Genomic DNA, 24,338 nt, shown 5'->3' on the forward strand with positions numbered 1-24,338 from the left:
TATATTTTCATGCTTCGCATATGCCCAAATTATTTGCCCTCGCAGTTATATTCCCGCTAATTCATCGCATGCAAAAGGACTCCGCGTTGGATAACTCGGACCGTTTTTATGGAGTTTTGAAGTATTTCTAATCGAAATGAGGCTGCCAAGCCGATGGAAACTTTGACTGTCTGAGCATAGCGAGTTTCAAACGTTTCCCGGCGAGCCGCATTCATAAGATTTTAGAAATACCAAAACGTAAGATTAACGGCCGTTTATCCAACCAGAGTCCTCGTAAATATTTGTCCTATGTTATAATTCAAACTCAATGACATTAAATATCTGTAAATTTTAGTCCTTTTGCAAAAGTCTATTCAGCCTTTTCAAGCTCCATAAGCATGAGCTGCCCATACTCGTTCTCATAATACACTATGCTTACATTCGACCCGTCCTCAATACTGTCCAGTCTCTCTCTGGTCTTCTCGTCAAGCCTGAATGCATTGAATTCACCATCGACCTTTATCTCTATCGAATTGTTGTCTATCTGGCCCGTGAGCACTCCTGCGGCCTCTTTTATAAGGTCTATCTGCTCATATGCATCTCCATCTGTTTTTTCAACTCTGAAGCTTTGAATGTCCGAATTGACCTTGATCAAAGCAAACGGATAGCTTATAACCTGAGCTGCGGCCTCGCCCGGGGATTTTTCTGCAACCTCTATAATTATTGAACCGTCAGTCCCTTTGACCGATTCGATGTCCACTGAATAGCCCGCAGTGCTTTTTTCTCCCATCAAAACGGCAACATATGAATGGCCTTCCTCTGGATAAACTATGTATCCCCTGTTTTTCTTTGCCGCCTCTACCATCTGGCTCAAATGATCAGGCAGGCTATCCATATCGCTTATTACTTCAAATTCAACCTTTGTATCCACAGTTTCATCAGGAGTGCCGTTTCCGTTTGTATCGTCGCATCCCGTGAACACGACCAGCATGAGCAATATTGCCATGAATAGTCCCAATATTTTTTTCATAGTATCCCCCCTTAAATTTTAACCGAAGCTTTATTTCACAGCTTATAAGATTTTGCTCTAGTAGTACAATTGTCTTTGTATCACTAATTTATAACTAATTTAAAATTGCCAATCCCTTTCCTTTATCTTCTCATTTTTTCACCCCAAATTCAACGTATTAATTGAAAAGGCAGATGGATATTATCCATCTGCCTTTTTGTATTTTATTTAAAAGGTGACTTCTATCTCCTTTTCCTGGCCGTCTCTTATCACTTTGACTTTCACGCTATCTCCAGACGAGTATTTGTAGAGCTCCCTTATGAGGTCTCCCATTATCTTTATGTCCTTGTTTCCTATTTTAACTATTATATCTCCATTTTGCATCCCTGCACTTGCCGCAGCGCTTCCCGCAGAAACCTCAACTACATAAAGCCCATCATCCACTGAAAGATCTGTTCCCGTAGCCCTTTCGAACCTTGAGACCTCGACTCCCCTTATTCCAAGCAGCACTCTTTCAAATTCGCCTTTTTCTATGAACTGGTTGACTATGGGCGTAGCCATGTTTATAGGTATTGCAAATCCAAGACCTTCCGCAGTCTGTATCTTTGCAGTGTTTATTCCTATCACCTGTCCCTTTGAGTTCAAAAGCGGCCCGCCGCTGTTTCCAGGGTTTATTGTGGCATCAGTCTGTATAAGATTTTCTATAGTCTGGTACTGGTCTATCTGTATGCTCCTGTTGAGTCCGCTTATTATCCCCTGAGTGAGCGATCTTTCAAACTCAAGCCCAAGCGGGTTTCCTATGGCCATAGCTATGTCCCCGACTTCAACATTGTCGCTGTCCCCAAGTTCAGCAGGAATAAGTCCCTGCTTTTCAACCTTTATGACAGCCAGATCAAGCACTGTGTCGTACCAAAGCACTGATGCCTTTTCATTCGAACCGTCATCAAACAGAACGTTCACATCCTCGGCCTTTCCATCTCCTATGACATGTGCATTCGTAAGTATGTATCCCCTTGAATCGACTATGACCCCGGTTCCAACGCCGCTTGTCTTTCTGGCTCCATAAAAGAAATCCTCCTGAACGGTTACTGTGGTTATACCTACAACTGAAGGCATGGCCTTTTTGGCTACTGCCTTGTATATTGTTGAATCCTTCGGCATTTCCGTTACTACTATCTCTCCGGACTCCGCCTGGCCTTTGATATCACCCAGGAAATAATCCGGCATAGCATAAAATACTGTATAAAGGGTCAAAAGGCAGCCCACAACGGCTCCTATAAGGCCCGTAAAAAATCTGCTCATGAAAAAATCAACTCCTCTAATTGTGATTAAATACTATGGACAGGAGAAGCTTCCTGCCTTTTCAAAACTCTTATGTTCACGCTTTCATCAAGCCCGTTCATTTTAAGCGTTCCTATGGCTGTTTGATATGCAAGCTCCGGAAAATTATTTTCCCTGCTGAGGTGGGCAAGGAGAATGTTTTCCACGCCTTCCTTTGCAAGTTCCACGCAAAACATGGCTGCATCGTCATTTGAAAGGTGGCCGCTTTGCGACAGTATCCTTCTTTTCAGGTGGTATGGATACGATCCCATTTTAAGCATTTCAACGTCGTGATTTGATTCAAGCACCACAAGCGAAGAACCATGAAGCTCTTTTTTCATGTCCTGGCATATGTGCCCCGTGTCGGTGGCTATCGAAATCTTTTTATCCCCGCTGCATATGCTATACCCCACGGGATCGGCCGCATCATGGTGTATCTTGAAAGGCTTCACCCTGAAATCCCCAATGCCCACGCCTTTTTCATTTTCAAACAGCCTTACATTATTTTCAGACATTTTACCCATCTTGTCCTTCATGCTTATCCATGTTTTTTCATTTGCATATATGGGTATGTCATATCTTCTCGAGAGTATGCCCGCGCCCTTTATATGGTCTACATGTTCATGGGTTATGAATATGGCCATTACGTCTTTGATGTCTTTTCCTATGCTCTGCAGGTTGTTTTCTATCCTCTTGCCTGAAAGCCCTGCATCTATGAGTATACTGCCCCCATCACTCCCTACATAGTGGCAGTTGCCGCAGCTTCCGCTAGCCACAGATGCATAGTTAAAAGTCATCTTTGCTTTCCTCGCCTATTCTCTCTATTTTGCCCCCAAGACCTCTTATCTTTTCAAGTATGTTCTCATACCCTCTGTCTATGTGCTGGATGTTTTCTATTTCAGTCTTTCCTTCAGACATTAGCCCAGCTATTATAAGCGCTGCACCGGCTCTAAGATCTGAAGCCTTTACGCTCGCTGCCGAAAGCTCTTTGGGTCCCTCTATTATGACAGTCCCGTTTTCAAGCTTTATTCCCGCACCCATTCTGTTTAGTTCGTCAACATGGCCGAACCTGCTTTCAAATATGGTTTCAGTGACTATAGATGTTCCCGCGCATTTTAAAAGAAGCGGGGTCATAGGCTGCTGCATGTCAGTCGGAAATCCCGGATATACAAGGGTTTTTATGTTGACGCTGCAAAGGTTTTCATTTCCTATTATCCTTATCGAATCGTCATACTCCTCAACCGTCACTCCCATCTCCCTGAGCTTAGCGCTCACTGGCTCCAGGTGAAGCGGTATTACGTCCTTCACAAGCACGTCTCCGCCTGTAGCCGCAGCCATTGCCATGTATGTTCCTGCCTCTATCTGGTCTGGGATCACAGTATATTCGCATCCCGCGAGCTTTTGAACACCTTTTATCCTTATTATGTCCGTACCCGCACCTATGACCTTGGCTCCCATTGCATTCAAGAAGTTTGCAAGGTCGACCACATGGGGCTCCTTTGCGGCATTTTCTATAACTGTTGTTCCATTTGCCAAAACGCTTGCAAGCATTACGTTCATTGTCGCGCCAACGCTGACAACATCCATGTATATGTCGCATCCGTCAAGGCTATTCGCACTTACATCTATAACGCCGTGTTCAAGGTTCATATGGCCTCCAAGGGCCTCAAATCCCTTTTTATGCTGGTCTATTGGCCTTGTGCCTATTTCACACCCTCCCGGATATGCCACCCTGGCTTTTTTGAATCTGGCAAGGCCCGCTCCGAGCAGATAGTATGAAGCTCTAAGCTTTTTTGCCATTTCAAACGTGGCGTCACATTCTTTTATGCCCCTGGTGTCTATGTAAGCACTGCCCTCTTCAAATTTAACCTGTGCACCCATCTGCTGCAGCATTTTGCAAAGCAGCCGAATATCGCTTATATTCGGAAGGTTGTTTATCCTGAATTCCCCGCTTGCAAGTATGCACGCCGGCAGTATTGCCACTGCGGCGTTCTTGAATCCGCCTATCTTTACCTGTCCTGTAAGCCTTGCTTTTCCATCTACTATAAATTTTCCCATTATATCACCTTTTTAATTTTTTTGACTACTTTAAATTATATCAAATTTTAAAGGTTTTGCAAATTTTAAAACAAAAAAGCCCCTGAATCTATAAATCAAGGGCGGAAACATATTTTTCTGTTCCGTCAGATAGTGTTATCCTCCAGGCTGGAAATGCCTTTGCAGTTTTAGTATTCCTTATTTTCATGTCCTCGCCGAGATTGAAATAATATCCCAGCCTTACATCCTCTATTATACTCCCCTCGTCAAGCTGTGCATAAAGCTTTACAACCGCCTCAAGCGGAGTTATGACTTCTTTTCTTTGAAAATTTCCATCTACGGCATCCATCCAAAGTCTTTCTATTCTCACGTCTCCATTTGGATAAAAATAAAACTTCATATAGCTTTTTTCAAGGAAGTACTCACCGTATCGCGATGAATACGTCACCTCAATCGCATTTCCATCTTTTTTGACATGCTTGAGCATCATATTGCCTTTGTCCAGACTATATTTTTTTATGAACTCTTCTGAATAATCCTTCGCCGCCTGGTCATCATATCCTATGTGCTCGTCTTTTACCACTATGAGGAGCTTCTTGCCGTTTACAACGTCCAAATCCGCATTTTTCCCGGTCAAGAGCTCCTTGAAAATTTCCGAGTCGACAAATTCATATTTTATCGTCACCGGTCCAAGCCTTGGAAGCTTTTCAGGCAGCTTTGCATCTAAAACGACATCTTTTTTTTGAAGTAGGCTGTCCACATACTCCCTGTAGTCACTGCCTTCAAATGATTTCGGGATGTCTCTTGAACTGTTGGCATACAAATTGTAGCCCAAAAACACATTCGTCACTAAAAATGCAATTATAAGAACTACTTTAGATTTTGCCCAATCCATAGTTTAATATCTCTCCCGTATATGCATCAAATATATAATTTTGGCCTTCCATGTAAAAGCACCATGCAGGTGTGAACACATTCGTATCCGCCAAAAAATATACAAGTTCAACCGACTTTATTCTTCCCAATATGTTCGTTGAAACCTCGTCATTTTTGCCTTTTTCCATATTGATTTCGAATTCTCTTTTTAGGAAGTCGAAATTGTCATTTAGTATCGTCTGAGGGCTTAGTATATCGTTTTTAGAAAACAGATTCACAGTCATATTGTCCTCTATGCTTTTTATGTTGCTTTGATATGAATACACGCTGTCTCCTGCAACAGTTATGGCTATGTCTTCTATGCTGCTGTCATATGACTTAAGCTTTAACCCTTCAATGTTATACGAAAACACAAATTCATATGCGTCTTTCCCGTATATTTGAGACTTCTCAACCTTGTTTAAATTCATTTCCGACGGCTTGACTCCCAATTTACTTGCAAAGTCTACAGCCTTTGCAATTGCATCATTCTGATTTATTCCTGAACCTTTTATCGTTTCGTCCAGATACTCAATCGCCCCATCCGGCTGCATTCTGAGAACCCGCTCTCCAAATCCATATATGAACGTATTGGCACCGCCTGTTTCAACAATACGGTTTACAAAGTCATATTTTTCGCCGAATATGTTCTTTGCCATTTGAACCACTCTGCCCTCGTTTTCAATCTGGACAGAATTTCTACCCCTGAAATACAGGTACTTATAGCCGGACGCATCTACCGGCATGAGCACATCACTATCCACTGGAAAAAGTGTGCTCATCATATAGTATCTCACTAAATTTCCCTGCTCAAGCTCGCTTTCAAGCTGCTGAACTATTTGTGATTTTTCTATTTTTGTCCTTTCCATTCTGACAGCATTTCCGTCTGACAGTAAAAAATATATGCCGCTGTCGTCAACCAGTGGTATTATTATGGATTCTATTCCGTCATATTTGTCCAGTTTACTTTTTTCAAGTCCCAGCGCACTGGTAAAAAAGCTCCCGCTTATATCAAACGGAAGCTTGATTTCAACTGACTTTAGCTGCTTTAGCTCCTGACTTTCATTAAAATCCTTTTCACTTACCTGCATAGTATTGGCAATTCCATTTTTTAGCATCTGCCTGAGCTCTTTCCAGTATTCAATCCGGCCTTCTATAACCTCTATATTGTTACCGCCTCCGCCTCCAAAATGGACAAATATGCGTTCCGGCTGGAGCACCATGTCTAAAGCCTTGTTGGCATCTATCCTTCCAAAGGTGTTTTCGCTGCTTTTATAGTCTATTATATTAAGGTTGAGCCCTGTCAGCACTATACTTGTCATAAAAAGAAACGTCAACAAAATTGTCTTCAGTTTTTCCCTGGACATATAAAGCAACTCCTGTTATTTTTGAGAGCATATATCATTGATCAGCTCTGTCATTCCCTTTCCTTGAATCTTATCCATGGATTTTTTCATATCTCCTTCTTCAATCTTCTTGTACTTTACTATTCTTTCTATCCTTGTTCCATCTGTCTTTGATTTTAATATGATCTTGTTTTCACCTACGTTAAGCTTAACTTCTTTTGCAAACAGTCCCATGGAACCTATTTCAAATGTCTCTTTTTTCAAACGCTTAGTGAATTTTTTAGTTTTAGGCTTTTTGTCTCCATTGCTCTCAGACTTACTTGAAGACACTTTATCCTGGCCTTCAGATTTTTCGCCTCCATCTTTGCCTGATTCCAGAGGCTTTGAATCCACACCATCTTTATCCTTTATCTCAATAATAACCTTTTCTTCCTGTCCATATACTTCCAGTAATACAGATGTTCCCGATATTCCCTTGCCCGATATTACAACTGTTGAATTTGTAGTAACCATATAATCAGGCTCTGGCTTTATAAGTTCTATACTCGCCTGCTGATTAGCACTCTCAATATTGTCTTCAATTTTCACAGGCTCTGCATCTTTTAAATCCACATTTGTAGAATCGGCATGTGCTACCATTCCGCTTCCTGCGAGCATCAGGCACAATATAAATCCTGAAGCCAGTTTTTTCATGACATACTCCTCCCCGCTTTACTAAATCATAACTCTACTTAACATAAATTATACACAATTTTTATTACAAAATGATTACAAACTGATTAAAATGTTTTTACATTTATCCACATTCCCACAGATTTATCAACAACCTTTTACACAGTGTGCGATGTGGGGATAGATATTATAAATGTAGAGCCTTTTTCTAATTCACTTTCCACATGTATCATTCCGCCATGCTCTTCAATTATGTGCTTTGTTATGGAAAGTCCAAGCCCCGTACCTCCCATGTCCCGCGACCTCGCCTTGTCCACCCTGTAAAATCTCTCAAATATCCTCGGAAGGGATTCTTTTGGTATTCCCATCCCATTGTCCCTTATGCTTATGTGGGCCCACGCCTCGTCCCTTGAAAGGGAAAGGCTTATTTCCCCTCCATCGGGAGTGTATTTTATACAGTTTGTAAGTATGTTTTGTATGGCCTGCTCCATTTTATGAGAGTCCATGTTTACAATTATTGATTCCTCCGTGAATATATACCTGAACGTGTGGTTTTTCTCATTGAAGGCCACGCTCAGCTTTTTGGCTATGGATGAGATGAAGCCCACCGCGTCAATGGGCTCGAAATTCCAGTCCATATTTTTATTGTCCAGCTTCGAAAGCTTGAGCAGGTCTTTTACTATCATGGCCATTCTGTCAGATTCCTTTTCTATGACCTTTAGAAACTGGTTTTGAAGCTCTATGTCATCCACCGCACCGCTCAAAATGGTCTCCGCATAGCTTTTTATTGTGGTTATAGGAGTTTTAAGCTCATGCGATACATTTGCAACAAATTCCTTTCTCATATTTTCGAGCTTTTGGTGCTCTGTTATGTCCTGAAGCACCAGTATTATGCCGGCCACTTCCTTCTGGCTGTCCCTTAGCGATACAAAACTAACCTTTATCACAGTCCCGTTTGAAATCTCTATTATGTCGCTGCCGGATTCAAGCCCGTTTTTTATTATATTTGAAAGCTTTATTTTCTCGCTGTACCTGCCCATTATGTCGTCGTATTTCTTGCCTTCTATTTCGCTTTTTTCAAGACACATCATCTGCATGAACCTGGGGTTTAGATGCATTATCTGGCCGCTAAAATCGACCGCCAGCAGTCCGTCCGCCATGTGGTTTATTATTGCATCAAGCTTTCCCTTTTCGCTCGATATCTCAGAAAGAGTCTGTTTGAGCTTTGCCGTAAGGTAGTTGAACATTCTCCCAAGCTGTCCTATTTCATCATCAGACCTTACCTCTACGACCTGGTCAAAGTCTCCCTTTGCCATCTTAAGAGCTTTTTTTGTAACGTCATTTATTGGATTTGTTATGGATGTGGACACCAAAAATCCAAGGACTACTGTCACCAAAAGTCCAACTATCATGGCCTTTATAAATATTATCTTTGAATTGTCGAGTATGTTGTATATCTCATCAAGGTTTGCCTTGCAGTATATTATTCCTATTACTTCGCCCTTTTCGTCCTCGTACGGAAACACCATATGCTTTACCCTGTATTTTTTCATGTCGTCTTCATTTATGTCTTTTTCATATATCTTTCCTGTAGACGCCGAGAGCATCGCGTATTCATCAAAAAAATCCATTGCATATAGGTTTTCAATCTCACGGTTTGTGGATGCGATTATCTTAAAGTCATTTTCCGCATCTATTATGCTTATCTGATACCCTATTGAAAGCGGCGTTCTATACAGGTCCTTTTGTATGTTTTTGTAGTTCTCACTCAAATCCTCTTCTGGAAGAAATTTCTTGACTGTGTTGTTGGATATATACCGAAGGTCGTCCCTGACCTTGTTCAGGTAGTACGTTTCAAACTGGTTAGTTATGAAAACGCCCACTATCACCATCGCTATGAATACAAGCAAGAAATATATCGTTATAAGCCTCCACCTTATGCTGCTGAACAAATTCTAGTCCCCCTTGAAATAGTATCCAACCCCACGCTTTGTAATTATATATGCAGGGCTTGATGAGTCGGTTTCTATTTTTTCCCTGAGTCTTCTCACAGTTACATCCACAGTCCTTATATCCCCGTAGTATTCATATCCCCAGACTTGTTCAAGCAGCTGCTCTCTTGAAAAAACCTGCTCCTTTTGGGTAGACAAAAATTTCAAAAGTTCAAACTCCCTTACGGTAAGGTCTATTATCCTGCCTTCTTTTTTGACCTCGTATTTCATAAGATCAACAGTCAGGTCTTCAAATCTGAGCAGGTCATCATTGCCTGCAGAAATTCCGCTCATATCCACGCGTCTTAGATTCGCCTTGACCCTGGCCACGAGCTCCCTTACGCTGAAAGGCTTTGTTATATAGTCATCCGCCCCCAGTTCCAGCCCGAGTATCTTGTCCACTTCCTCTTCTTTTGCAGTGACCATTATTATGGGAATCATATATTTTTCCCTTATCTTTTTACAAACCTCAAATCCATCATATTTAGGCAGCATTATATCCAAAAGCACTATGTCCGGCTCGAATTGCCAAGTCTTTTTTATCGCATCTTCGCCGTCATATGCGATTTCCACAGTATAGCCTTCCTTTTCAAGGTTGAATTTAAGTATATCTGCAATAGGTTTTTCGTCGTCCACCACAAGTATTTTTTTACTCATATTTTCCCCTCCCAGGACACACCTTCAATTAGAATCATTATACATCAAAAACATGTGAAATTTAGTCTATATCGACAACAAATTTATGCAAACACTCATACTTTTTTTGCTCTAACTACAAAAAGCTGTTGAAATTCAACAGCTTTTGAGTGTCCTCTATATTTTAATAGCTTACATATTTTTTTGGATTTTGAGGCGTACCGTTTTTTCTAACTTCAAAGTGGAGATGAGGACCCGTTGACCTTCCCGTATTTCCCACAGCAGCAATCTTTTGTCCCCTGTATACTCTGCTTCCATTTGAAACATCCAGCTGGCTGCAGTGCGCATAGTAAGTCTGGTACCCATTTTCGTGATTTATTATTATAACTTTTCCATATCCATTTTTCCAACCTGAATATGTTACCTTTCCTCCATCAGCCGCATATATTGGAGTCCCTATTGAATTTGCTACATCTATCCCCTCGTGCATCTTTCCCCATCTTCTGCCGAACGGAGATGAAAGCCTTCCCCTCGTCGGATTGATGAAGCTTCCGAATGCAAGAGTCTTAGGTCTTTCCTTTATTCCATTAAGTACTATTTTGCTCTTTGGATCCTGCACTATATTCTCTTGCATTATCTCTGTCGATGCAAGAACCCCGTCTATTTTTACCTGTTTTGCCTTTATTTTTTTTACACCTTCATATCCCTCTTCTTTGACCTTCTTGTCGCCCTTGTACATGGCCTTTGTATCCTCATATACGACTTCATACGGTATTTTTTCCTCGTATGTAATCTCCTGTGTGGTCTTGACGCTTATATAGGGCTTTGGCACTGTCACGTTGATCTGCTGGTCTATTTGGAGCTTTTCAACATTCACGTCCGGATTTGCCTTTTCTATGTCGCTTACATGAATGTCAAGCTCTCTTGCTATGCTCCATGCACTGTCTCCGGTCTTTACCTTGTAAGTCTGCAGCTTGTCTGTTCCCTGGGCTATGTATGTAAGTGCCTTTTCGCTAGACTTTATGTCTGCTATGTTGGCCTGCACCTTTTCAATCTTAACCTCCTGTATGAAATCTATTTCCCTGTTGCTTATGCCCTCTTCGTCTTCCTCATAAGGCTGTTTTATATTCTGGAGTATCTCATTGGCCTCTTCCTCCGACTTTACAACGGTAACAATCTGTCCATCGGCAACTATCCCGAATGCATCCATTTGAACGTCTATGCTTTGTCTTATTCTCGCCTCAAGCTTGCTGCCGGCAATAATCTGTGCCTTTGAAACATGAACCCTTTTCATTTCTATGCTTTGGCCTATCTTTATGTCCTCGCCAAACTGGGCCGGGACACTTCCCTTTATGTCTTCGACAAGCCCATATACCTCAGACTTCTTGTCAACTATCCCTATCATCTTTCCGTCTATGTATACCTCGTAGTTCAAAGTCGAAAAATATGCCGTTCCTGCAAGAATGACTATCAACGCAGATGCAGTAACGGTATAAAAAATATTCTTATTGGCATTCAGCGCCGACCATTTGTTTTCAGCGCCTAAAATCTTTTTAAGCTCTGCCGTATTTTTATTGTATGTATCTTTAAATCTATCAAGCATATGGCCATTTCCATATGATTCCTTCGCATTTTCAATTATTTCGACAAGGCTGTCCCTGCCCTTTAGTGCCACATCTTTGGCCTTTTTTGAAATTGACTTTATACTGTCAGCCAATTTATTTAAATTATCAGAATTCATCATAATGCTCCTTTCAATAAAAACTACACTCTATTATACCAAATTTCCGCACCTTATTTCAAATTACAGCTTAAATTATATTATTTTTTTGTGAATTGATATGATTTCTCAAATCAAACACCATGGCAGGCGTTCCAATTGCAGCTTCAATGAAATTTCGGGTTGAAATGCACATATATATTATGATAGTGTAGTAATCTGCATGTGATATAATTTAAATTGAGGTGGTAATAATGTTTTATAAAGAAAAATCGGATGTAAGCTTCGGCCAAACTCCTATTGACAATATATTCATAGACATATTCATGCCAATGGCAAACGGAACATTTGTAATGGTGTATCTTCTTGGGTACAGATACTCGCTTGAACCATACGACAGCGAAAATTCCCCTGGCAATATCACAATATCAAAAAATCTTGGCATACCCCTTTCAGACGTGCTTTCTGCCTGGGAATTTTGGGAAGGAAAGGGCATAGTAAAAAGGCATTCCGACTCGTCATTTGACGACGGAAAATACAGCGTGGAGTTTATGGACCTTAAAAGGCTCTATCTAGAAAATATAAAGCCCCACTCATTAAACTCCTCCACAGGAAGCATAGGCGTGAACGATCTGATACAGCTCAATGAAAATGAAAGCATACGAGGCATGTTCAACTCGGTAAACGAAATAATATCAAGGGAGCTTGCTCCAAACGAAAAGCAAAAGATACTCCAGATAATGGAACGCTATAATATGCCATGCGACATTATAAAGGCGGCATATTCATTTGCAAAAAATAAAAAGGGAATAAAAAATGTCAATTTCGTGGAAGGGATAATAAGGAACTGGTACGATATGAATATCTCAGATATAAGTGCTCTCGAAGAATACCTCAAAGAGCGCTCTGAAAGAATGGTGCTATATAGCAGGGTTTTCAGGTCTTTAGGATTTACAAGGCAGCCTTCTCAGGAAGAGAGAAAAGTAATGGACTCTTGGATGGATGGTCTCTCATTTGACATGGATATTATTTTGAAGGCATGCTCCAAATCCAAGAATACGTCCAACCCTTCAATAGCCTATATAGATGGTATTTTGAAAAGCTGGCACTCCAAAGGCTTTACCTCAGCTGAAGACACCCAAAAGGAAGATGCCGAAAGAGAAAATCAAAAGATCATCTCCGCCGGCAAAAATACTCAGTACCAAAAAAACCAAAATCCTTACAAGACGAAATTTCATTACAAGGAAGAGCGTAGTTCCAGATACACACCTGAAGAACTCGAAAAAATTCTTTTAGAAAACCAAAGGAAAAAATTTAAGTAGGTGAAAATACATGAGAGAGCAAAAAATAAGAACAATTCTTTTAAATTACGAAAAGAAAAGGGACAAAGCCCATATAGACCTTGAACACCGAAAGAAAGAGATTTATTCCAAATTTCCTCAAATTGAAAAGATAGATAGTTCAATATTTAGCATAGGCCTTAAAATGAGCAGGCTTGCACTGGAAAATCCAAACATGACTTCTGAGATAGTCCTGCAGTCCAAGCAGAAAATCGAAGCCCTCAAACAGGAAAAGGACAGCATACTAAAGGCAAACGGCTATTCACCCGACTACCTTAAAATCAAGTTCGAGTGCCCTCTTTGCAATGACAAGGGATTTTTAAAAAACGGCCAAAAATGCAAATGCCTGAGGCAGGAGATAATCAGCGAAGCGTATAATATGTCCAACATAAGAAAGGTCATACAAAAGGAAAACCTATCCACTTTCAACCTCGACATATTTTCAGACACAAGGGGCAGCGACGAGCCTTGCTCCCAGAAGGAAAACATGGCAAACATACTTACAATATGCGATGACTTCATAAGAGATTTCAACAAAAACACGGGCGAAAACCTGCTTTTCTACGGCACCACGGGCTCTGGCAAGACATTCATGTGCAACTGCATAGCAAAAGACCTACTGGACAAGGGCTATTTTGTAATATACCAGACAGCATTTGCACTGTTTGAAATAGTCGAAAACCACAAGTTTCAAAAGGGAAACAGGGACATAGGCGCGGACTCATACCGTTCACTTTTCGAGTCGGACCTTCTTATAATAGACGATCTTGGCACTGAAATCCAAAACTCCTTTACAAACAGCGAGCTTTTTCACATAATAAATTCAAGACTTGTAGCTGGCAAAAAGACTGTAATATCCACAAACCTTTCTCTCGGAGAGCTTTCCCAAAGATATACAGACCGGATATTTTCAAGAATTTCAAGCAGCTTCACTCTTTTGAAATTCTTTGGAAAAGACCTCAGGTGGGAAAACAGGTAAAAAAAAACCATCTGCGTAGCAGATGGTTTTTTTTAATGAAAAAGCGACTGTGACGCCACAGTCGCTTAAAATTGGTGGGAGCAACAGGGCTCGAACCTGTGACCCCCTGCTTGTAAGGCAGGTGCTCTCCCAGCTGAGCTATGCTCCCACGTCAATTTCTCAAATTGCCTAATTATTATTCTACTACCCTTTACCATATATGTCAACATTAAAATTGTATTTATTCAAAATTTTTGAATATAATTTCAAAGCGACATGGATATTCCCCTGGCCAAATCAACAATCTGCATATGAAATTGACCCCTACATAGCAGTTCAAAAAGACATGTGTATGGTATTATGCCTCACATGTCTTTCTGGAATTAACTGTCATATGAATATTTCATATGACAGTTAATTTTTTAGTAAAGCTCAGATCTTACTATTGTCTGCTTTCTCTTTGGTCCTACGGCAACCATGCTTGCCTTAACTCCGCAAAGCTCTTCAAGTTTTTCAACATATTCCTTTGCGTTTTCTGGAAGGTCCTCAAACTTGTCTATTCCTGTTATGTCTTCGTTCCATCCGTCAACTTCCTCGTAAACTGGCTCACACTTAGAAAGGTCTTCTATGTTAGATGGGAACTCAGATATTATCTGGTCGCCTTTTTTATATCCAACACATATCTTTATCTTTTCAAATCCGCTCATAACATCAAGCTTTGTAAGAGCCATTGATGTAAGTCCGTTTATTCTCACCGCGTATTTTACTATTACGGCGTCAAACCATCCGCATCTTCTCGATCTTCCAGTTGTAGTTCCAAACTCATGTCCTACTGTTCTAAGTCTTTCTCCGTCTGCATCGAAAAGCTCTGTAGGGAATGGTCCCTTTCCTACTCTTGTAGTGTATGCCTTAACAACACCTACAACTTCGTTTATCATAGTAGGTCCTACTCCTGCGCCTGTACATACTCCTCCTGCAACAGGGTTTGAAGATGTAACATATGGATAAGTTCCATAGTCAAGATCAAGTAGCGTACCTTGAGCTCCTTCGAAAAGAACCTTTTTGCCTTCTTTTATGGCATTGAATACTGTTACAGATGTATCTGAAACGTACTTTTTCATCTGCTCAGCGTATCCCATGTACTGCTCGTATATTTCGTCAAAGCCGAATCCGTCGTTGTCGTAAACCGCTCTTATAAGCTTGTTTTGCGCACTTACATTTCTCTCAAGCTTTGCCTTGAAAGTGTCTGAAAGCATGTCGCAAACTCTTATTCCCATTCTTTCAGTCTTGTCTCTGTAGCAAGGACCTATTCCCCTTTTAGTAGTTCCGATCTTCTCGCTTCCTCTTTTTTCCTCTTCAAGCACGTCAAGGCTCTTGTGATACGGGAATATTATATGAGCTCTTTCGTCTATTCTAAGGTTGTCCGTGCTTATGCCCTTTTTGTTAAGGTATTCTATTTCAGAAAGAAGAACCTGAGGGTCTATAACAACCCCTGCGCTTATTATGCATATCTGGTCTCCGTAAAGTATTCCAGACGGTATAAGGTGAAGCTTGTATTCTTCTTCTCCAACTACAACCGTATGACCTGCATTATTTCCTCCTGAATATCTAACTACTACATCGGCCTTTTCGGCAAGAAAGTCTATTACCTTTCCTTTTCCTTCATCTCCCCATTGCGAACCTACTACTATTAAACTCGACAATCTCTTCACCTCTTTATTTAAAAATATTATTCATTAATATTCGAACACTCCAAGGATAATTTTATCAAATATACGGATTGTAATCAATCTTAAAATATAATTTTGTGCTAAATAGGACAAAAAAAACCCCACTTTTACGCGGGGCTCCCTTACTACGGTCATTATATACATATTTTGCATTTTCAAAATGAACTTTATCAGTCTGATTCACAGCGCATTTTTGTCTACCATTTGATGTTTACAGTCTATTCCAGCTCCGAAAGCACATTTTTTATCGCCTGCACAGCATATTCAATTTCTTCCATTGTAGTTGCATATCCAAAGCTGAATCTTACGGTTCCCTGGGGGAATGTACCAAGAGTCTTATGTGCAGATGGCGCACAGTGAAGGCCCACCCTTGTAGATATGTTATACTCCTTTTGAAGCGCAAATCCTATTTCGGCATTGTCGTTTTCAGGAAAATCTATAGAGACAACCGCAGTTCTTCCGCTTGCATCCTTTTTACCTATTAGCTTTGCGCCTTCTATGCCCTTGACCCCGTCTATGAAAGCCTGTGTTATTTCCATTTCATGTTCTTTTATGCCCTCTATGCCTGTCTTTTTAAGGTATGAAAGCGCCGCGTGAAGTCCGTATATTCCCACTATGTTTTGAGTTCCCGATTCAAATTTGTCAGGCATGTAGCTAGGCTGCTCCTCAGACTCTGAAAGGCTTCCAGTCCCCCCTTCAATGAAAGGTGATACATTTTCATTGAGCCTGTCGCTTATTACAAATCCACCCATTCCCGGAGGCCCCAAAAGGCTCTTGTGACCTGTAAATGTTATGGCATCGGCATTTAGCTTTTTCATATCAACATCAAGCACACCGGCAGTCTGTGCCGCATCCACTATGAAAAACAGGTCATTTTCTACTGCAATATTGCCCACGGCCTCAAGGTCAAGCACTGTTCCGCATACGTTTGAAGCATGCATCATAACTATGGCCTTTGTATTTGCCTTTATTGCATCTTTTACATCCTTAGGATCTATCTCTCCCGTTTCACTGCACTGAACCCTTGTAAATTCGGCTCCACTTTTCGAAAGCCCAACAATAGGCCTCATTACGGCATTGTGTTCCATGGATGAGACTATCACGTGGTCTCCCGATTTTAAAAGCCCTTTTATTATTATATTGAGGCTTTCCGTTATGTTCTTTGTGAATATAACATTTTCAGTCTTGTCGAAATTGAAAAGTTCGCATATCATTTCTCTGGCTTCAAGCACTATTCTCTCTGCGGCAAAAGCCGAGTCGTAAGCGCCCCTGCTGACATTGCATCCCACGTTGTTTATATAGTTCGCCATGGCTTCTCCCACGCCAGGAGCCTTTGGAAAAGCCGTGGCTCCGTTGTCCATATATACCTTTTTCATGAAAATACCTCCGCTTCATACTTTATATTGCCCAAATTCAAAAATTCGATTCCGGGTGGTCTTATATACATCAGTGAATGCCATAATGCACAGCAATATACTGCACATAGCCGCTCAAATGATTAATTTGCACATTCCAAAACATTCCCCCTACTATGATAATATAAAATACCCGGTATTTAAATCATTTATATGCAATCTATAGTTTTTATCCATAAAAATAACTTATAGTATTTGGCATATGTATAAGAACTTTCAATTTAACCTTTACTCCTTTTGCTGTTACAATCTACTGGAATAAAACTTATATTTTTATGGGAGGGTTTTTAAAATGGGTGAGAAAAAAGGCATAATAATTGCCGGAGCTATCATTGGTATTTTATCAGTGGCTCTTGTAAAGCTGGGCAACCCGGTCAACATGGGATTTTGCATAGCCTGCTTCATAAGGGACATAGCTGGCGCTGTGGGCCTTCACAGAGCCGCAGTTGTACAGTATATAAGACCTGAAGTCATAGGCCTTGTAATAGGTGCTTTTGGCATGGCCATGTTTTCAAAGGAATTCAATTCAAAGGGCGGATCTTCTCCTATTACAAGATTTTTCCTTGGAATGGTAGTGATGATAGGAGCTCTAGTATTCCTTGGATGCCCTATGAGAATGGTATTAAGACTTGCTGGGGGAGACCTTAATGCAATATTCGGAATAGGTGGATTTGCAGCCGGAATACTTCTTGGTATAGCATTTCTCAACAAGGGCTTCAGCCTCAAGAGAAGCTACAAGCTTTCTAGCATGGAAGGGTTCATGTTCCCTGCGATGGCTGCAGCGGTATTTGTGCTTCTTGTGGCTGCGCCAGCATTCATATTCTTCAGCGAAAATGGCCCTGGCGCAATGCACGCACCAATATTCATATCGCTCGCAGTAGGCCTTTTAGTTGGAGCTTTGTCTCAAAAGACAAGACTTTGCATGGTGGGTGGAATAAGAGATATCGTTATGTTCAAAGACTCTTACCTTCTGTCTGGATTCCTTTCAATACTTGTTTTTGCAACTATAGGAAATGTAGCGCTCGGATATTTTAATGTTGGATTTGAAGGCCAGCCCGTTGCGCACAGCGACGCACTTTGGAACTTCATGGGAATGCTTCTTGCTGGATGGGGATCTGTGCTTCTTGGAGGATGCCCTTTAAGACAGCTTATACTTGCAGGCGAAGGAAATACGGACTCTGCAGTTGCTGTAATGGGAATGCTTGTTGGAGCTGCATTTGCGCATAATTTCGGATTGGCTTCAAGCCCTAAGGGACCTACTCCAAACGGAAAAATTGCAGTTATAATGCTTCTTGTGACAGTGCTTGTCATAGCATTTGGAAATATTCAAAGAACTTCTGTTTCTAAATCGAAAGGGGATGTAAAAGTTGGATAAGATAGATACAAGGGGCATGTCTTGCCCGCAACCGGTTCTAATGACTAAAAACGCAGTAAAAAGCAGTCCTAATGAAGTTCACATAATAGTCGACAACAATACGGCAAAGGGAAATGTTGAAAGATTCCTTAAAAGTTCAGGCTATTCAAACATAAGCTTCTCAGGCCAAAGCGAAGACTGCACTATAATAGCGAAAAAATAGGTAGGGGATTTAATGGTTGAATATGTAGCAGTTTTTTTCACACATTCGGGTGCTATAAAATACGACAAGTTTTTAAATGGCGAAAACATACATTCTGAGCTTATGCCTGTTCCAAGAAAGCTGAGTTCCAATTGCGGCATAGGTGTGAAGTTTTCATATGAAGGTGATGTCAGCACGCTTCTATGTGACGATATAGAAAAACTATTCAAGTCGACATTGCCAAAGGAATATTCACTAGTGTATGAAAATGACCAATAAAAAAGAGCCGTAAGGCTCTTTTTTTTATGCTGCAAAAATACATATCTGTTATTTTTCGTCTTTATTTTTTTCTTCAAAAAACTTTTCAAGCTCTTCAATAAGCTTTTCCAAATCAAGCCCATGAACTTGAGCTGCCTGCTCAACAGTTTCAAATCTCGCACTTGGACATCCAAGGCAGTGCATTCCATACTTCATGAATATATAGGCTGTATTTCTGTCTTCCGCCAATATATCCGTAATGGTCATATCTTTTGTCACTTTAAACATATACATATCCCCCTTAAATATTAGGCCATTAATTATACTGTACATATAAATATATCAAAACTGAAGATTTTATTCCACATGAAATACAAAACATTGATAAAATTTATGCACAATTCAATGTATATAGTTTTTAACAATATAGTAAACATTCACTGTCCTTACCCCAGTATTTCAGCTGCTTTCATAGCTTATCAACAATCACTTTGTGGATAATGTGGATATGTTCATTTTGTAAAACAGCGCCCAAACTTTATCCCCATTTATTTTGAATGTTTCATCTTTGCCATTTGAAAGCTTTCCTGCCATATCTTTGCTCAAATTCGTTTCCATATACAGCCTTCCAGTGATCTTAAACCCGCACGAGACATAACAGTTATAAGCCCTCTTGTTATATGCGGCCACCGTAAGCATGAGTTTTTTGTATTTCATGCCTTTAAAATAATACTCCAAAAAAGCCATTATAGCATCTTTGCCGTATCCTCGGCCTACATATGCAGGCGAAAATACTATGCCCATTTCAGCCCTTTTGAATATGAAATTCATATCCCGAAGTGATATGTATCCTATGAGCTGCATATTCTCATTGAGCACTGCAAAACACTTTCTAAAGACATTGTTTTTCATCTTAAACCATATGTCTCTTTCTTCGCTGTCAAGACTCGGGAATGAGTAGTCCTTCAGAAAATCCTCCTCATATAATCCCCAGCCTATCATTTCGTCAACATCTTTTCTCTCAAGTCTTCTTATAAAAGTCTTTTTCCCCCTTGAAAGCAATCTCATATCTCTTCCCGGAGTATTAAATACTTTTATATAGCTGAAGAAGTTCATTTAAATGGCCCTCTTCTTCAATTATGAGCTTTTTAAGATTTTCCTTCGCACTCTCCATTCTTGTGCTCTCGTAAAGCTTCGAATAAAAAAGTATAGAATCCTTTTCAGCCTGTATCCCCATTATTATGGCCTCTTTGGCAGTCTTCACCTGGCCAAGCATTGCGGCCATGACTCCATCTTTGTTAAATACGGCGCTGCTGCTTATAGAAGCTATATATGCGCTTGTGTGTTCATCTAGAAGGTATTCATCGCTGATGGATGACTTTTCGCTTGCTTCCTTGTATAGCTTTTCAAAATACTCCCTGTGGCATCTTTCTTCCTTCGCAAGGTTTAAAAACATCGCTTTTATACTCTCGTCATCTGCCCTGTCTGCGGCGGCAGTGTAAAAGCTTTCGCCTTCCTGCTCTATTTTTTGAGCCATCTGTAGCAGTTCCAATTCGTTAAAATTCATCTCAAAATCACCTTCCAAGTCATTATTTTTTAATATATATTTAACAATGCAATGCAGCTTCCGCCTGTTAGGGCGGAAATCATGCTAAATCTCCCTCGCAAGATTGTGGAATTTCTGGTATTCCCCCATCCATGCAAGCTCGACAGTTCCCGTCTCCCCATGACGGTGCTTTGATATTATTACCTCGCCTATGTTCTTCTTTTCGGTATCCTCGTTGTAATATTCATCCCTGTACAAGAACATTACTATGTCGGCATCCTGCTCTATGGCTCCTGATTCCCTCAGGTCTGAAAGTATCGGCCTGTGGTCCGCCCTGAGCTCCGGGGCACGTGAAAGCTGAGAAAGCGCCACCACTGGACAGTTGAGCTCTTTTGCTATTATCTTGAGCGATCTGGATATCTTGGCTATCTCCTGCTGCCTGCTCTCTCCGCCGCCTTCACTTTCCATAAGCTGCAGATAGTCTATCAGTATGAGGTCCAGCCCCTTTTCCATTTTAAGCCTTCTGCACTTTGACCTTATTTCCATTACAGTTATTCCAGGGGTATCGTCTACATATACATTCGACCTTGAAAGAACGCCCATGGCCTCTATTATTTTGGGCCAGTCCTCCTCGCTGAGGTTTCCGTTTTTTATGTTCGAAAGCTCTACATGCGCCTGAGCAGCCACCATACGCTGTATAAGCTGTTCTTTTGACATCTCAAGGCTAAATATGGCAACTGAACTCTTGGCCTTGAGCGCCGCATTTTGAGCTATATTAAGCGCAAATGCCGTTTTCCCCATGGCTGGACGCGCCGCCACAAGCACGAGGTCGCTTTTTTGAAGCCCGCTTGTCTTTCTGTCAAGGTCTGCAAATCCGGTGGTTATTCCGGTTATTCCACCCTTGTTTCTCGCAAGCTCCTCCATCACCTCGTATGCGCTCATAAGCACTTCGCCTATGGGCTTTAAATTGTCCCCTGTCTTTTCCTGCGATATGTCGAATATGTTCTTTTCCGAAATCTCAAGTATCTTTTCTATTGATTCATTTTCAGAATAGCTCACATCCAGTATTTTATACGATGCGTTTATTAGTGTTCTCAGTATAGCCTTTTCCTTTACTATCTTTGCATAATTCCTTACGTTTGTAGTGGTGGGAACCACAGTTGAAAGCTGTGTTATATAGGCTATTCCACCTACCATGTCGAGAGCCTGCATCCTCTTGAGCTCGTCGGTAAGTGTTATAAGGTCTACCGGCTCACTCCTGTTGTAAAGCGACAGCATCGCAGCATATATGTTTAAATGCGCCTCCTTGTAAAAATCTGAAGGCGTCACTATGTCTGTAACCTCTGTTATGCAGTCCTTGTTGAGTAGTATTGCACCAAGCACGGACTGCTCCGCATCTATATTGTGCGGTGGAACTTTTCCTACAAAATCCAACTTTACCAATCCACCTTATTATTATTTATCCTTTTCGTTTACCTGAACCTTTATCTGAGCTGTAACCTCAGGATGCACCTTTATTTTTACATTAGTTGCACCAAGCACCTTTATAGGCTCATCCAGAAGTATCTTTCTCTTGTCTATCTTTATTCCGTGTTTTTTATTTAAAGCCTCGGCTATGTCCTTTGATGTTACTGATCCAAAAAGCCTTCCGCCTTCTCCCGCCTTGGAGAAAAGAGTAACTGTCATCTCTCCCATGTTCTCTGCAAGCGCTTTAGCCTCTTCGAGCTGCTGGTCCTCTTTTATCTTTTGGGCGGTCTTTTGCTCTTTAAGAACCTTGACATTCCCCTCTGTAGCCTCTTTTGCCACACCCTTTGGAAAAAGGAAGTTCCTTGCGTATCCATCACTTACATTTACAACATCACCTTTTTTCCCTGTTCCCTTTAAATCCTTAAGTAGTATAACTTTCATTACAAACCTACCTCCTTCAAATATGTTGTGACTATGTCTTCAAGTTTTGATATTACATCTGATATATCTGAATCCTTTATCTGGGCGCCGGCAATGTCAATATGACCTCCTCCTCCCAGTTTTTCCATTATGACCTGTACATTTATCTCTCCCATGGACCTTGCGCTTACATAGACAATGCCGTCTTTTCCCTTCCCAAGCACGAATGATCCCTTGATTCCCTTTATGTTGAGCAGCTCATCGGCGCCCTGGGCTATTACAATGCTAAGGTTTTCAATGCCCTCCTCGCACGACGATATGGCTATCTTTCTCTCTATTATTTTTGCACTTCTTATAACGTCTGCCTTTGCAAAGAATGTCTCTACATCGCCCTGGAATAGCTTTTTGACTGAAGCCGTATCGGCTCCGAGCTTTTTAAGCGTCGCAGCAGCTTCAAATGTCCTGACGCCGGTCCTGAATGTGAAGTTCTTAGTGTCAAGGGTTATTCCTGCAAGCAATGCCTCAGACTCTAGCCTTGAAATGTATGGCTTTTCAGATATGTACTGAATAAGCTCTGTCACCATTTCACTTGCAGATGAGGCATAGGTCTCGTGGTATACCAGCACTGCCTTGTCTATAAACTCGACTCCCCTTCTGTGGTGGTCTATTACAACTATCTTCTCGGCGATTTCCAAAAGCTCCTTGCATTCTGTGAAATTAGGCCTGTGAGTGTCTACTACTATCAGGAGAGTGTCTTTTGTGCACATCTTTATCGCCTCTTCCCTTTTTACGAAGAGGTTTTTATATCCTCCTGACCTGAATATATTCTTTAGAAGAAGTTCTATTGAACCATTCGACTCCTGAAGGACTATGTTCGCACTCACATCCAAATGGGCGCATATGCTGTATACTCCCATTGCCGCGCCAAGAGCGTCGAGATCCCCATTCTTATGCCCCATTATAAGGACGTTTTCAGAGTCCATTACAAGGTCCTTAAGAGCATATGCTATGAGCCTTGCCTTTACCTTTGTCTTCTTCTCTATACCCTTAGAGCGCCCGCCGTAAAAAGTTGATTTGTCCTTTCTCTTTATTACGGCCTGATCGCCGCCTCTTCCAAGCGCCAGATCTATTGCACTTTCGGCGTATTCAAGGCTCTTTACAAGGGTGTCGCCCCAAACCCCTATTCCTATGCTCAGCGTTAGCGGAAGTGAGTTGCCGTAGTTTATCTCCCTCACCTCGTCAAGTATTGCAAATTTTTCTTTTTCTAGCTTTTCCAGAGTTGAATTCTCCATGAACACTATATACTTGTCGCTTCTGGTCTTTTTTATAGCGGCCCCTATGGAGTCAGCCCATGCCTTTAGCGTTCTCTCCATGTCCGCCACTATGAGAGGCCTCATGTCCGAACCCGCACTTTCAAGCACCTCGTCAAAACTGTCTATTTGGACTATTCCAAACACAGATTTTTCATCATAATACTTCTTTGAAAGCTTCAAAAACTTGGTGTTTTCTATGAAGTATACCATTATTAGATATCTTGATTCCAACTTGTTTTCTATTTTCACTATATTGTATACGACATTGAAATTATTTCCTTCTATGCTCACATTTGTATACATTTCATTCTTTTCATTTAAAACCTTCCTGAGGTTCAGGTTTGGAATCATTTCCTCTATCTTATTGTCCAGAAGCTCTCTTTTTTTAACTATGTCTGCAAATTTGTTATTGTACCAGTTTATGTTCCCGTCTATTTCAAGTATGCATATGGGTATTGGAAGGTTTATTATTGCGCTTTTGACAGTTTCATCTATATCCGCCGAAAGGCTTTCTATATATTTGGTCCACTCCTTCTGCCTTATGTCTGAAGTCTTTCTGTTATAGTACAGAAAATATATTATCGCGGACACTGAAATAAATCCTATCACCTTGTTATAATATAAAGCTACCAATGTCAAAACAGCTATCATGACTATATATCTTTTTTGTTCGGGAAACCAAAATTTAAAACTAGTCTTATTTTTCATGG

At 40.9% G+C, this 24,338-nt stretch carries 23 protein-coding genes and 1 tRNA gene; 5 read left to right on the forward strand and 19 right to left on the reverse strand.

Annotated features, from left to right (window positions below; translation table 11 throughout):
- Positions 1 to 349 precede the first annotated feature (349 nt).
- The 10 genes from BUQ87_RS11725 to BUQ87_RS11770 form a co-directional block, all read right to left on the reverse strand.
- Positions 350 to 1,009, reverse strand: coding sequence for a protease complex subunit PrcB family protein (locus tag BUQ87_RS11725; protein ID WP_038262172.1), 660 nt, complete (start codon positions 1,007 to 1,009; stop codon positions 350 to 352).
- 207 nt (positions 1,010 to 1,216) lie between these two features.
- On the reverse strand, positions 1,217 to 2,290 hold the full coding sequence (htrA, locus tag BUQ87_RS11730; RefSeq protein WP_038262175.1) for a serine protease HtrA: 1,074 nt from the start codon (positions 2,288 to 2,290) through the stop codon (positions 1,217 to 1,219).
- Positions 2,291 to 2,316: 26 nt separating this feature from the next.
- A complete protein-coding gene (locus tag BUQ87_RS11735; RefSeq protein WP_038262178.1) occupies positions 2,317 to 3,105 on the reverse strand; it encodes an MBL fold metallo-hydrolase in 789 nt (262 codons plus the stop codon).
- Positions 3,095 to 4,366, reverse strand: coding sequence for a UDP-N-acetylglucosamine 1-carboxyvinyltransferase (locus tag BUQ87_RS11740; RefSeq protein WP_038262181.1), 1,272 nt, complete (start codon positions 4,364 to 4,366; stop codon positions 3,095 to 3,097). The genes BUQ87_RS11735 and BUQ87_RS11740 overlap by 11 nt, the downstream gene beginning before the upstream one ends.
- 88 nt (positions 4,367 to 4,454) lie before the next feature.
- A complete protein-coding gene (gene yycI, locus BUQ87_RS11745; protein ID WP_038262183.1) occupies positions 4,455 to 5,240 on the reverse strand; it encodes a two-component system regulatory protein YycI in 786 nt (261 codons plus the stop codon).
- Complete coding sequence (locus tag BUQ87_RS11750; protein WP_159434331.1) at positions 5,221 to 6,582, reverse strand: hypothetical protein; 1,362 nt, start codon at positions 6,580 to 6,582, stop codon at positions 5,221 to 5,223. The genes yycI and BUQ87_RS11750 overlap by 20 nt, the downstream gene beginning before the upstream one ends.
- A 60-nt stretch (positions 6,583 to 6,642) precedes the next feature.
- A complete protein-coding gene (locus tag BUQ87_RS11755; protein WP_038262189.1) occupies positions 6,643 to 7,299 on the reverse strand; it encodes a hypothetical protein in 657 nt (218 codons plus the stop codon).
- 137 nt (positions 7,300 to 7,436) lie between these two features.
- Positions 7,437 to 9,230 (reverse strand): two-component system histidine kinase PnpS, encoded by a 1,794-nt coding sequence (gene pnpS / locus BUQ87_RS11760; protein ID WP_038262192.1) that lies wholly within the window; start codon positions 9,228 to 9,230, stop codon positions 7,437 to 7,439.
- A 3-nt stretch (positions 9,231 to 9,233) separates the two neighbouring features.
- Entirely contained in the window at positions 9,234 to 9,926 is a 693-nt protein-coding gene (yycF, locus tag BUQ87_RS11765; RefSeq protein WP_038262195.1) for a response regulator YycF, read from the reverse strand.
- 163 nt (positions 9,927 to 10,089) lie between these two features.
- On the reverse strand, positions 10,090 to 11,622 hold the full coding sequence (locus tag BUQ87_RS11770; protein ID WP_207647192.1) for a M23 family metallopeptidase: 1,533 nt from the start codon (positions 11,620 to 11,622) through the stop codon (positions 10,090 to 10,092).
- Between the two features lie 257 nt (positions 11,623 to 11,879).
- Here BUQ87_RS11770 and BUQ87_RS11775 point away from each other — a divergent pair, with 257 nt between their 5' ends.
- A complete protein-coding gene (locus BUQ87_RS11775) occupies positions 11,880 to 12,947 on the forward strand; it encodes a DnaD domain protein (protein ID WP_038262202.1) in 1,068 nt (355 codons plus the stop codon).
- 10 nt (positions 12,948 to 12,957) lie between these two features.
- Positions 12,958 to 13,944, forward strand: coding sequence for an ATP-binding protein (locus BUQ87_RS11780; protein ID WP_038262205.1), 987 nt, complete (start codon positions 12,958 to 12,960; stop codon positions 13,942 to 13,944).
- Between the two features lie 72 nt (positions 13,945 to 14,016).
- On the opposite strand, the gene BUQ87_RS11785 is transcribed toward BUQ87_RS11780, so the two are convergent.
- The 3 genes from BUQ87_RS11785 to BUQ87_RS11795 form a co-directional block, all read right to left on the reverse strand.
- Positions 14,017 to 14,092 (reverse strand) — tRNA-Val (locus BUQ87_RS11785).
- Between the two features lie 253 nt (positions 14,093 to 14,345).
- The gene (locus BUQ87_RS11790) at positions 14,346 to 15,635 is read right to left on the reverse strand and encodes an adenylosuccinate synthase (protein WP_334292814.1); all 1,290 of its coding nucleotides are present in this window, start codon (positions 15,633 to 15,635) and stop codon (positions 14,346 to 14,348) included.
- A gap of 236 nt (positions 15,636 to 15,871) precedes the next feature.
- Positions 15,872 to 17,029, reverse strand: coding sequence for an aminotransferase class V-fold PLP-dependent enzyme (locus BUQ87_RS11795; protein ID WP_038262211.1), 1,158 nt, complete (start codon positions 17,027 to 17,029; stop codon positions 15,872 to 15,874).
- A gap of 331 nt (positions 17,030 to 17,360) precedes the next feature.
- Between BUQ87_RS11795 and yedE the strand changes: the two genes are divergently transcribed.
- From yedE to BUQ87_RS11810, 3 genes are read left to right on the forward strand one after another with little or no spacing between them, the layout of a single operon-like run.
- On the forward strand, positions 17,361 to 18,443 hold the full coding sequence (gene yedE, locus BUQ87_RS11800; protein WP_038262215.1) for a YedE family putative selenium transporter: 1,083 nt from the start codon (positions 17,361 to 17,363) through the stop codon (positions 18,441 to 18,443).
- A complete protein-coding gene (locus BUQ87_RS11805; protein ID WP_038262217.1) occupies positions 18,436 to 18,645 on the forward strand; it encodes a sulfurtransferase TusA family protein in 210 nt (69 codons plus the stop codon). The genes yedE and BUQ87_RS11805 overlap by 8 nt, the downstream gene beginning before the upstream one ends.
- A gap of 12 nt (positions 18,646 to 18,657) precedes the next feature.
- Complete coding sequence (locus BUQ87_RS11810) at positions 18,658 to 18,903, forward strand: putative Se/S carrier protein (RefSeq protein ID WP_038262220.1); 246 nt, start codon at positions 18,658 to 18,660, stop codon at positions 18,901 to 18,903.
- 48 nt (positions 18,904 to 18,951) lie between these two features.
- Here the strand turns inward: BUQ87_RS11810 and BUQ87_RS11815 are convergent, their stop codons facing one another.
- The 6 genes from BUQ87_RS11815 to BUQ87_RS11840 form a co-directional block, all read right to left on the reverse strand.
- Positions 18,952 to 19,170, reverse strand: a complete 219-nt coding sequence (locus BUQ87_RS11815; protein ID WP_038262224.1) for a DUF1858 domain-containing protein — start codon at positions 19,168 to 19,170, stop codon at positions 18,952 to 18,954.
- Positions 19,171 to 19,368: 198 nt separating this feature from the next.
- Positions 19,369 to 19,998 (reverse strand): GNAT family N-acetyltransferase, encoded by a 630-nt coding sequence (locus BUQ87_RS11820; protein WP_052635927.1) that lies wholly within the window; start codon positions 19,996 to 19,998, stop codon positions 19,369 to 19,371.
- Complete coding sequence (locus BUQ87_RS11825) at positions 19,967 to 20,449, reverse strand: ferritin family protein (protein ID WP_038262226.1); 483 nt, start codon at positions 20,447 to 20,449, stop codon at positions 19,967 to 19,969. The genes BUQ87_RS11820 and BUQ87_RS11825 overlap by 32 nt, the downstream gene beginning before the upstream one ends.
- A gap of 84 nt (positions 20,450 to 20,533) precedes the next feature.
- Positions 20,534 to 21,862: a replicative DNA helicase gene (gene dnaB / locus BUQ87_RS11830; RefSeq protein WP_038262229.1), complete on the reverse strand. Its 1,329-nt coding sequence runs from the start codon at positions 21,860 to 21,862 to the stop codon at positions 20,534 to 20,536.
- A gap of 21 nt (positions 21,863 to 21,883) precedes the next feature.
- Positions 21,884 to 22,336, reverse strand: a complete 453-nt coding sequence (gene rplI / locus BUQ87_RS11835) for a 50S ribosomal protein L9 (RefSeq protein WP_038262232.1) — start codon at positions 22,334 to 22,336, stop codon at positions 21,884 to 21,886.
- Positions 22,336 to 24,336, reverse strand: a complete 2,001-nt coding sequence (locus tag BUQ87_RS11840; protein ID WP_038262235.1) for a DHH family phosphoesterase — start codon at positions 24,334 to 24,336, stop codon at positions 22,336 to 22,338. The genes rplI and BUQ87_RS11840 overlap by 1 nt, the downstream gene beginning before the upstream one ends.
- Positions 24,337 to 24,338 lie beyond the last annotated feature (2 nt).

The sequence above is a fragment of the Peptoclostridium litorale DSM 5388 genome (genome assembly GCF_900141635.1).
Taxonomy (GTDB): Bacteria; Bacillota; Clostridia; order Peptostreptococcales; family Peptostreptococcaceae; genus Peptoclostridium; species Peptoclostridium litorale.

Excerpts from the sequence above, each read along its gene's own strand:
- BUQ87_RS11725 (WP_038262172.1), bottom strand. The coding sequence starts at position 1,009 with ATGAAAAAAATATTGGGACTATTCATGGCAATATTGCTCATGCTGGTC.
- htrA (WP_038262175.1), bottom strand. The coding sequence starts at position 2,290 with ATGAGCAGATTTTTTACGGGCCTTATAGGAGCCGTTGTGGGCTGCCTT.
- BUQ87_RS11735 (WP_038262178.1), bottom strand. The coding sequence starts at position 3,105 with ATGACTTTTAACTATGCATCTGTGGCTAGCGGAAGCTGCGGCAACTGC.
- BUQ87_RS11740 (WP_038262181.1), bottom strand. The coding sequence starts at position 4,366 with ATGGGAAAATTTATAGTAGATGGAAAAGCAAGGCTTACAGGACAGGTA.
- yycI (WP_038262183.1), bottom strand. The coding sequence starts at position 5,240 with ATGGATTGGGCAAAATCTAAAGTAGTTCTTATAATTGCATTTTTAGTG.
- BUQ87_RS11750 (WP_159434331.1), bottom strand. The coding sequence starts at position 6,582 with ATGACAAGTATAGTGCTGACAGGGCTCAACCTTAATATAATAGACTAT.
- BUQ87_RS11755 (WP_038262189.1), bottom strand. The coding sequence starts at position 7,299 with ATGAAAAAACTGGCTTCAGGATTTATATTGTGCCTGATGCTCGCAGGA.
- yycF (WP_038262195.1), bottom strand. The coding sequence starts at position 9,926 with ATGAGTAAAAAAATACTTGTGGTGGACGACGAAAAACCTATTGCAGAT.
- BUQ87_RS11775 (WP_038262202.1), top strand. The coding sequence starts at position 11,880 with ATGTTTTATAAAGAAAAATCGGATGTAAGCTTCGGCCAAACTCCTATT.
- BUQ87_RS11780 (WP_038262205.1), top strand. The coding sequence starts at position 12,958 with ATGAGAGAGCAAAAAATAAGAACAATTCTTTTAAATTACGAAAAGAAA.
- BUQ87_RS11795 (WP_038262211.1), bottom strand. The coding sequence starts at position 17,029 with ATGAAAAAGGTATATATGGACAACGGAGCCACGGCTTTTCCAAAGGCT.
- yedE (WP_038262215.1), top strand. The coding sequence starts at position 17,361 with ATGGGTGAGAAAAAAGGCATAATAATTGCCGGAGCTATCATTGGTATT.
- BUQ87_RS11810 (WP_038262220.1), top strand. The coding sequence starts at position 18,658 with ATGGTTGAATATGTAGCAGTTTTTTTCACACATTCGGGTGCTATAAAA.
- BUQ87_RS11815 (WP_038262224.1), bottom strand. The coding sequence starts at position 19,170 with ATGTTTAAAGTGACAAAAGATATGACCATTACGGATATATTGGCGGAA.
- BUQ87_RS11820 (WP_052635927.1), bottom strand. The coding sequence starts at position 19,998 with ATGAACTTCTTCAGCTATATAAAAGTATTTAATACTCCGGGAAGAGAT.
- BUQ87_RS11825 (WP_038262226.1), bottom strand. The coding sequence starts at position 20,449 with ATGAATTTTAACGAATTGGAACTGCTACAGATGGCTCAAAAAATAGAG.
- rplI (WP_038262232.1), bottom strand. The coding sequence starts at position 22,336 with ATGAAAGTTATACTACTTAAGGATTTAAAGGGAACAGGGAAAAAAGGT.
- BUQ87_RS11840 (WP_038262235.1), bottom strand. The coding sequence starts at position 24,336 with ATGAAAAATAAGACTAGTTTTAAATTTTGGTTTCCCGAACAAAAAAGA.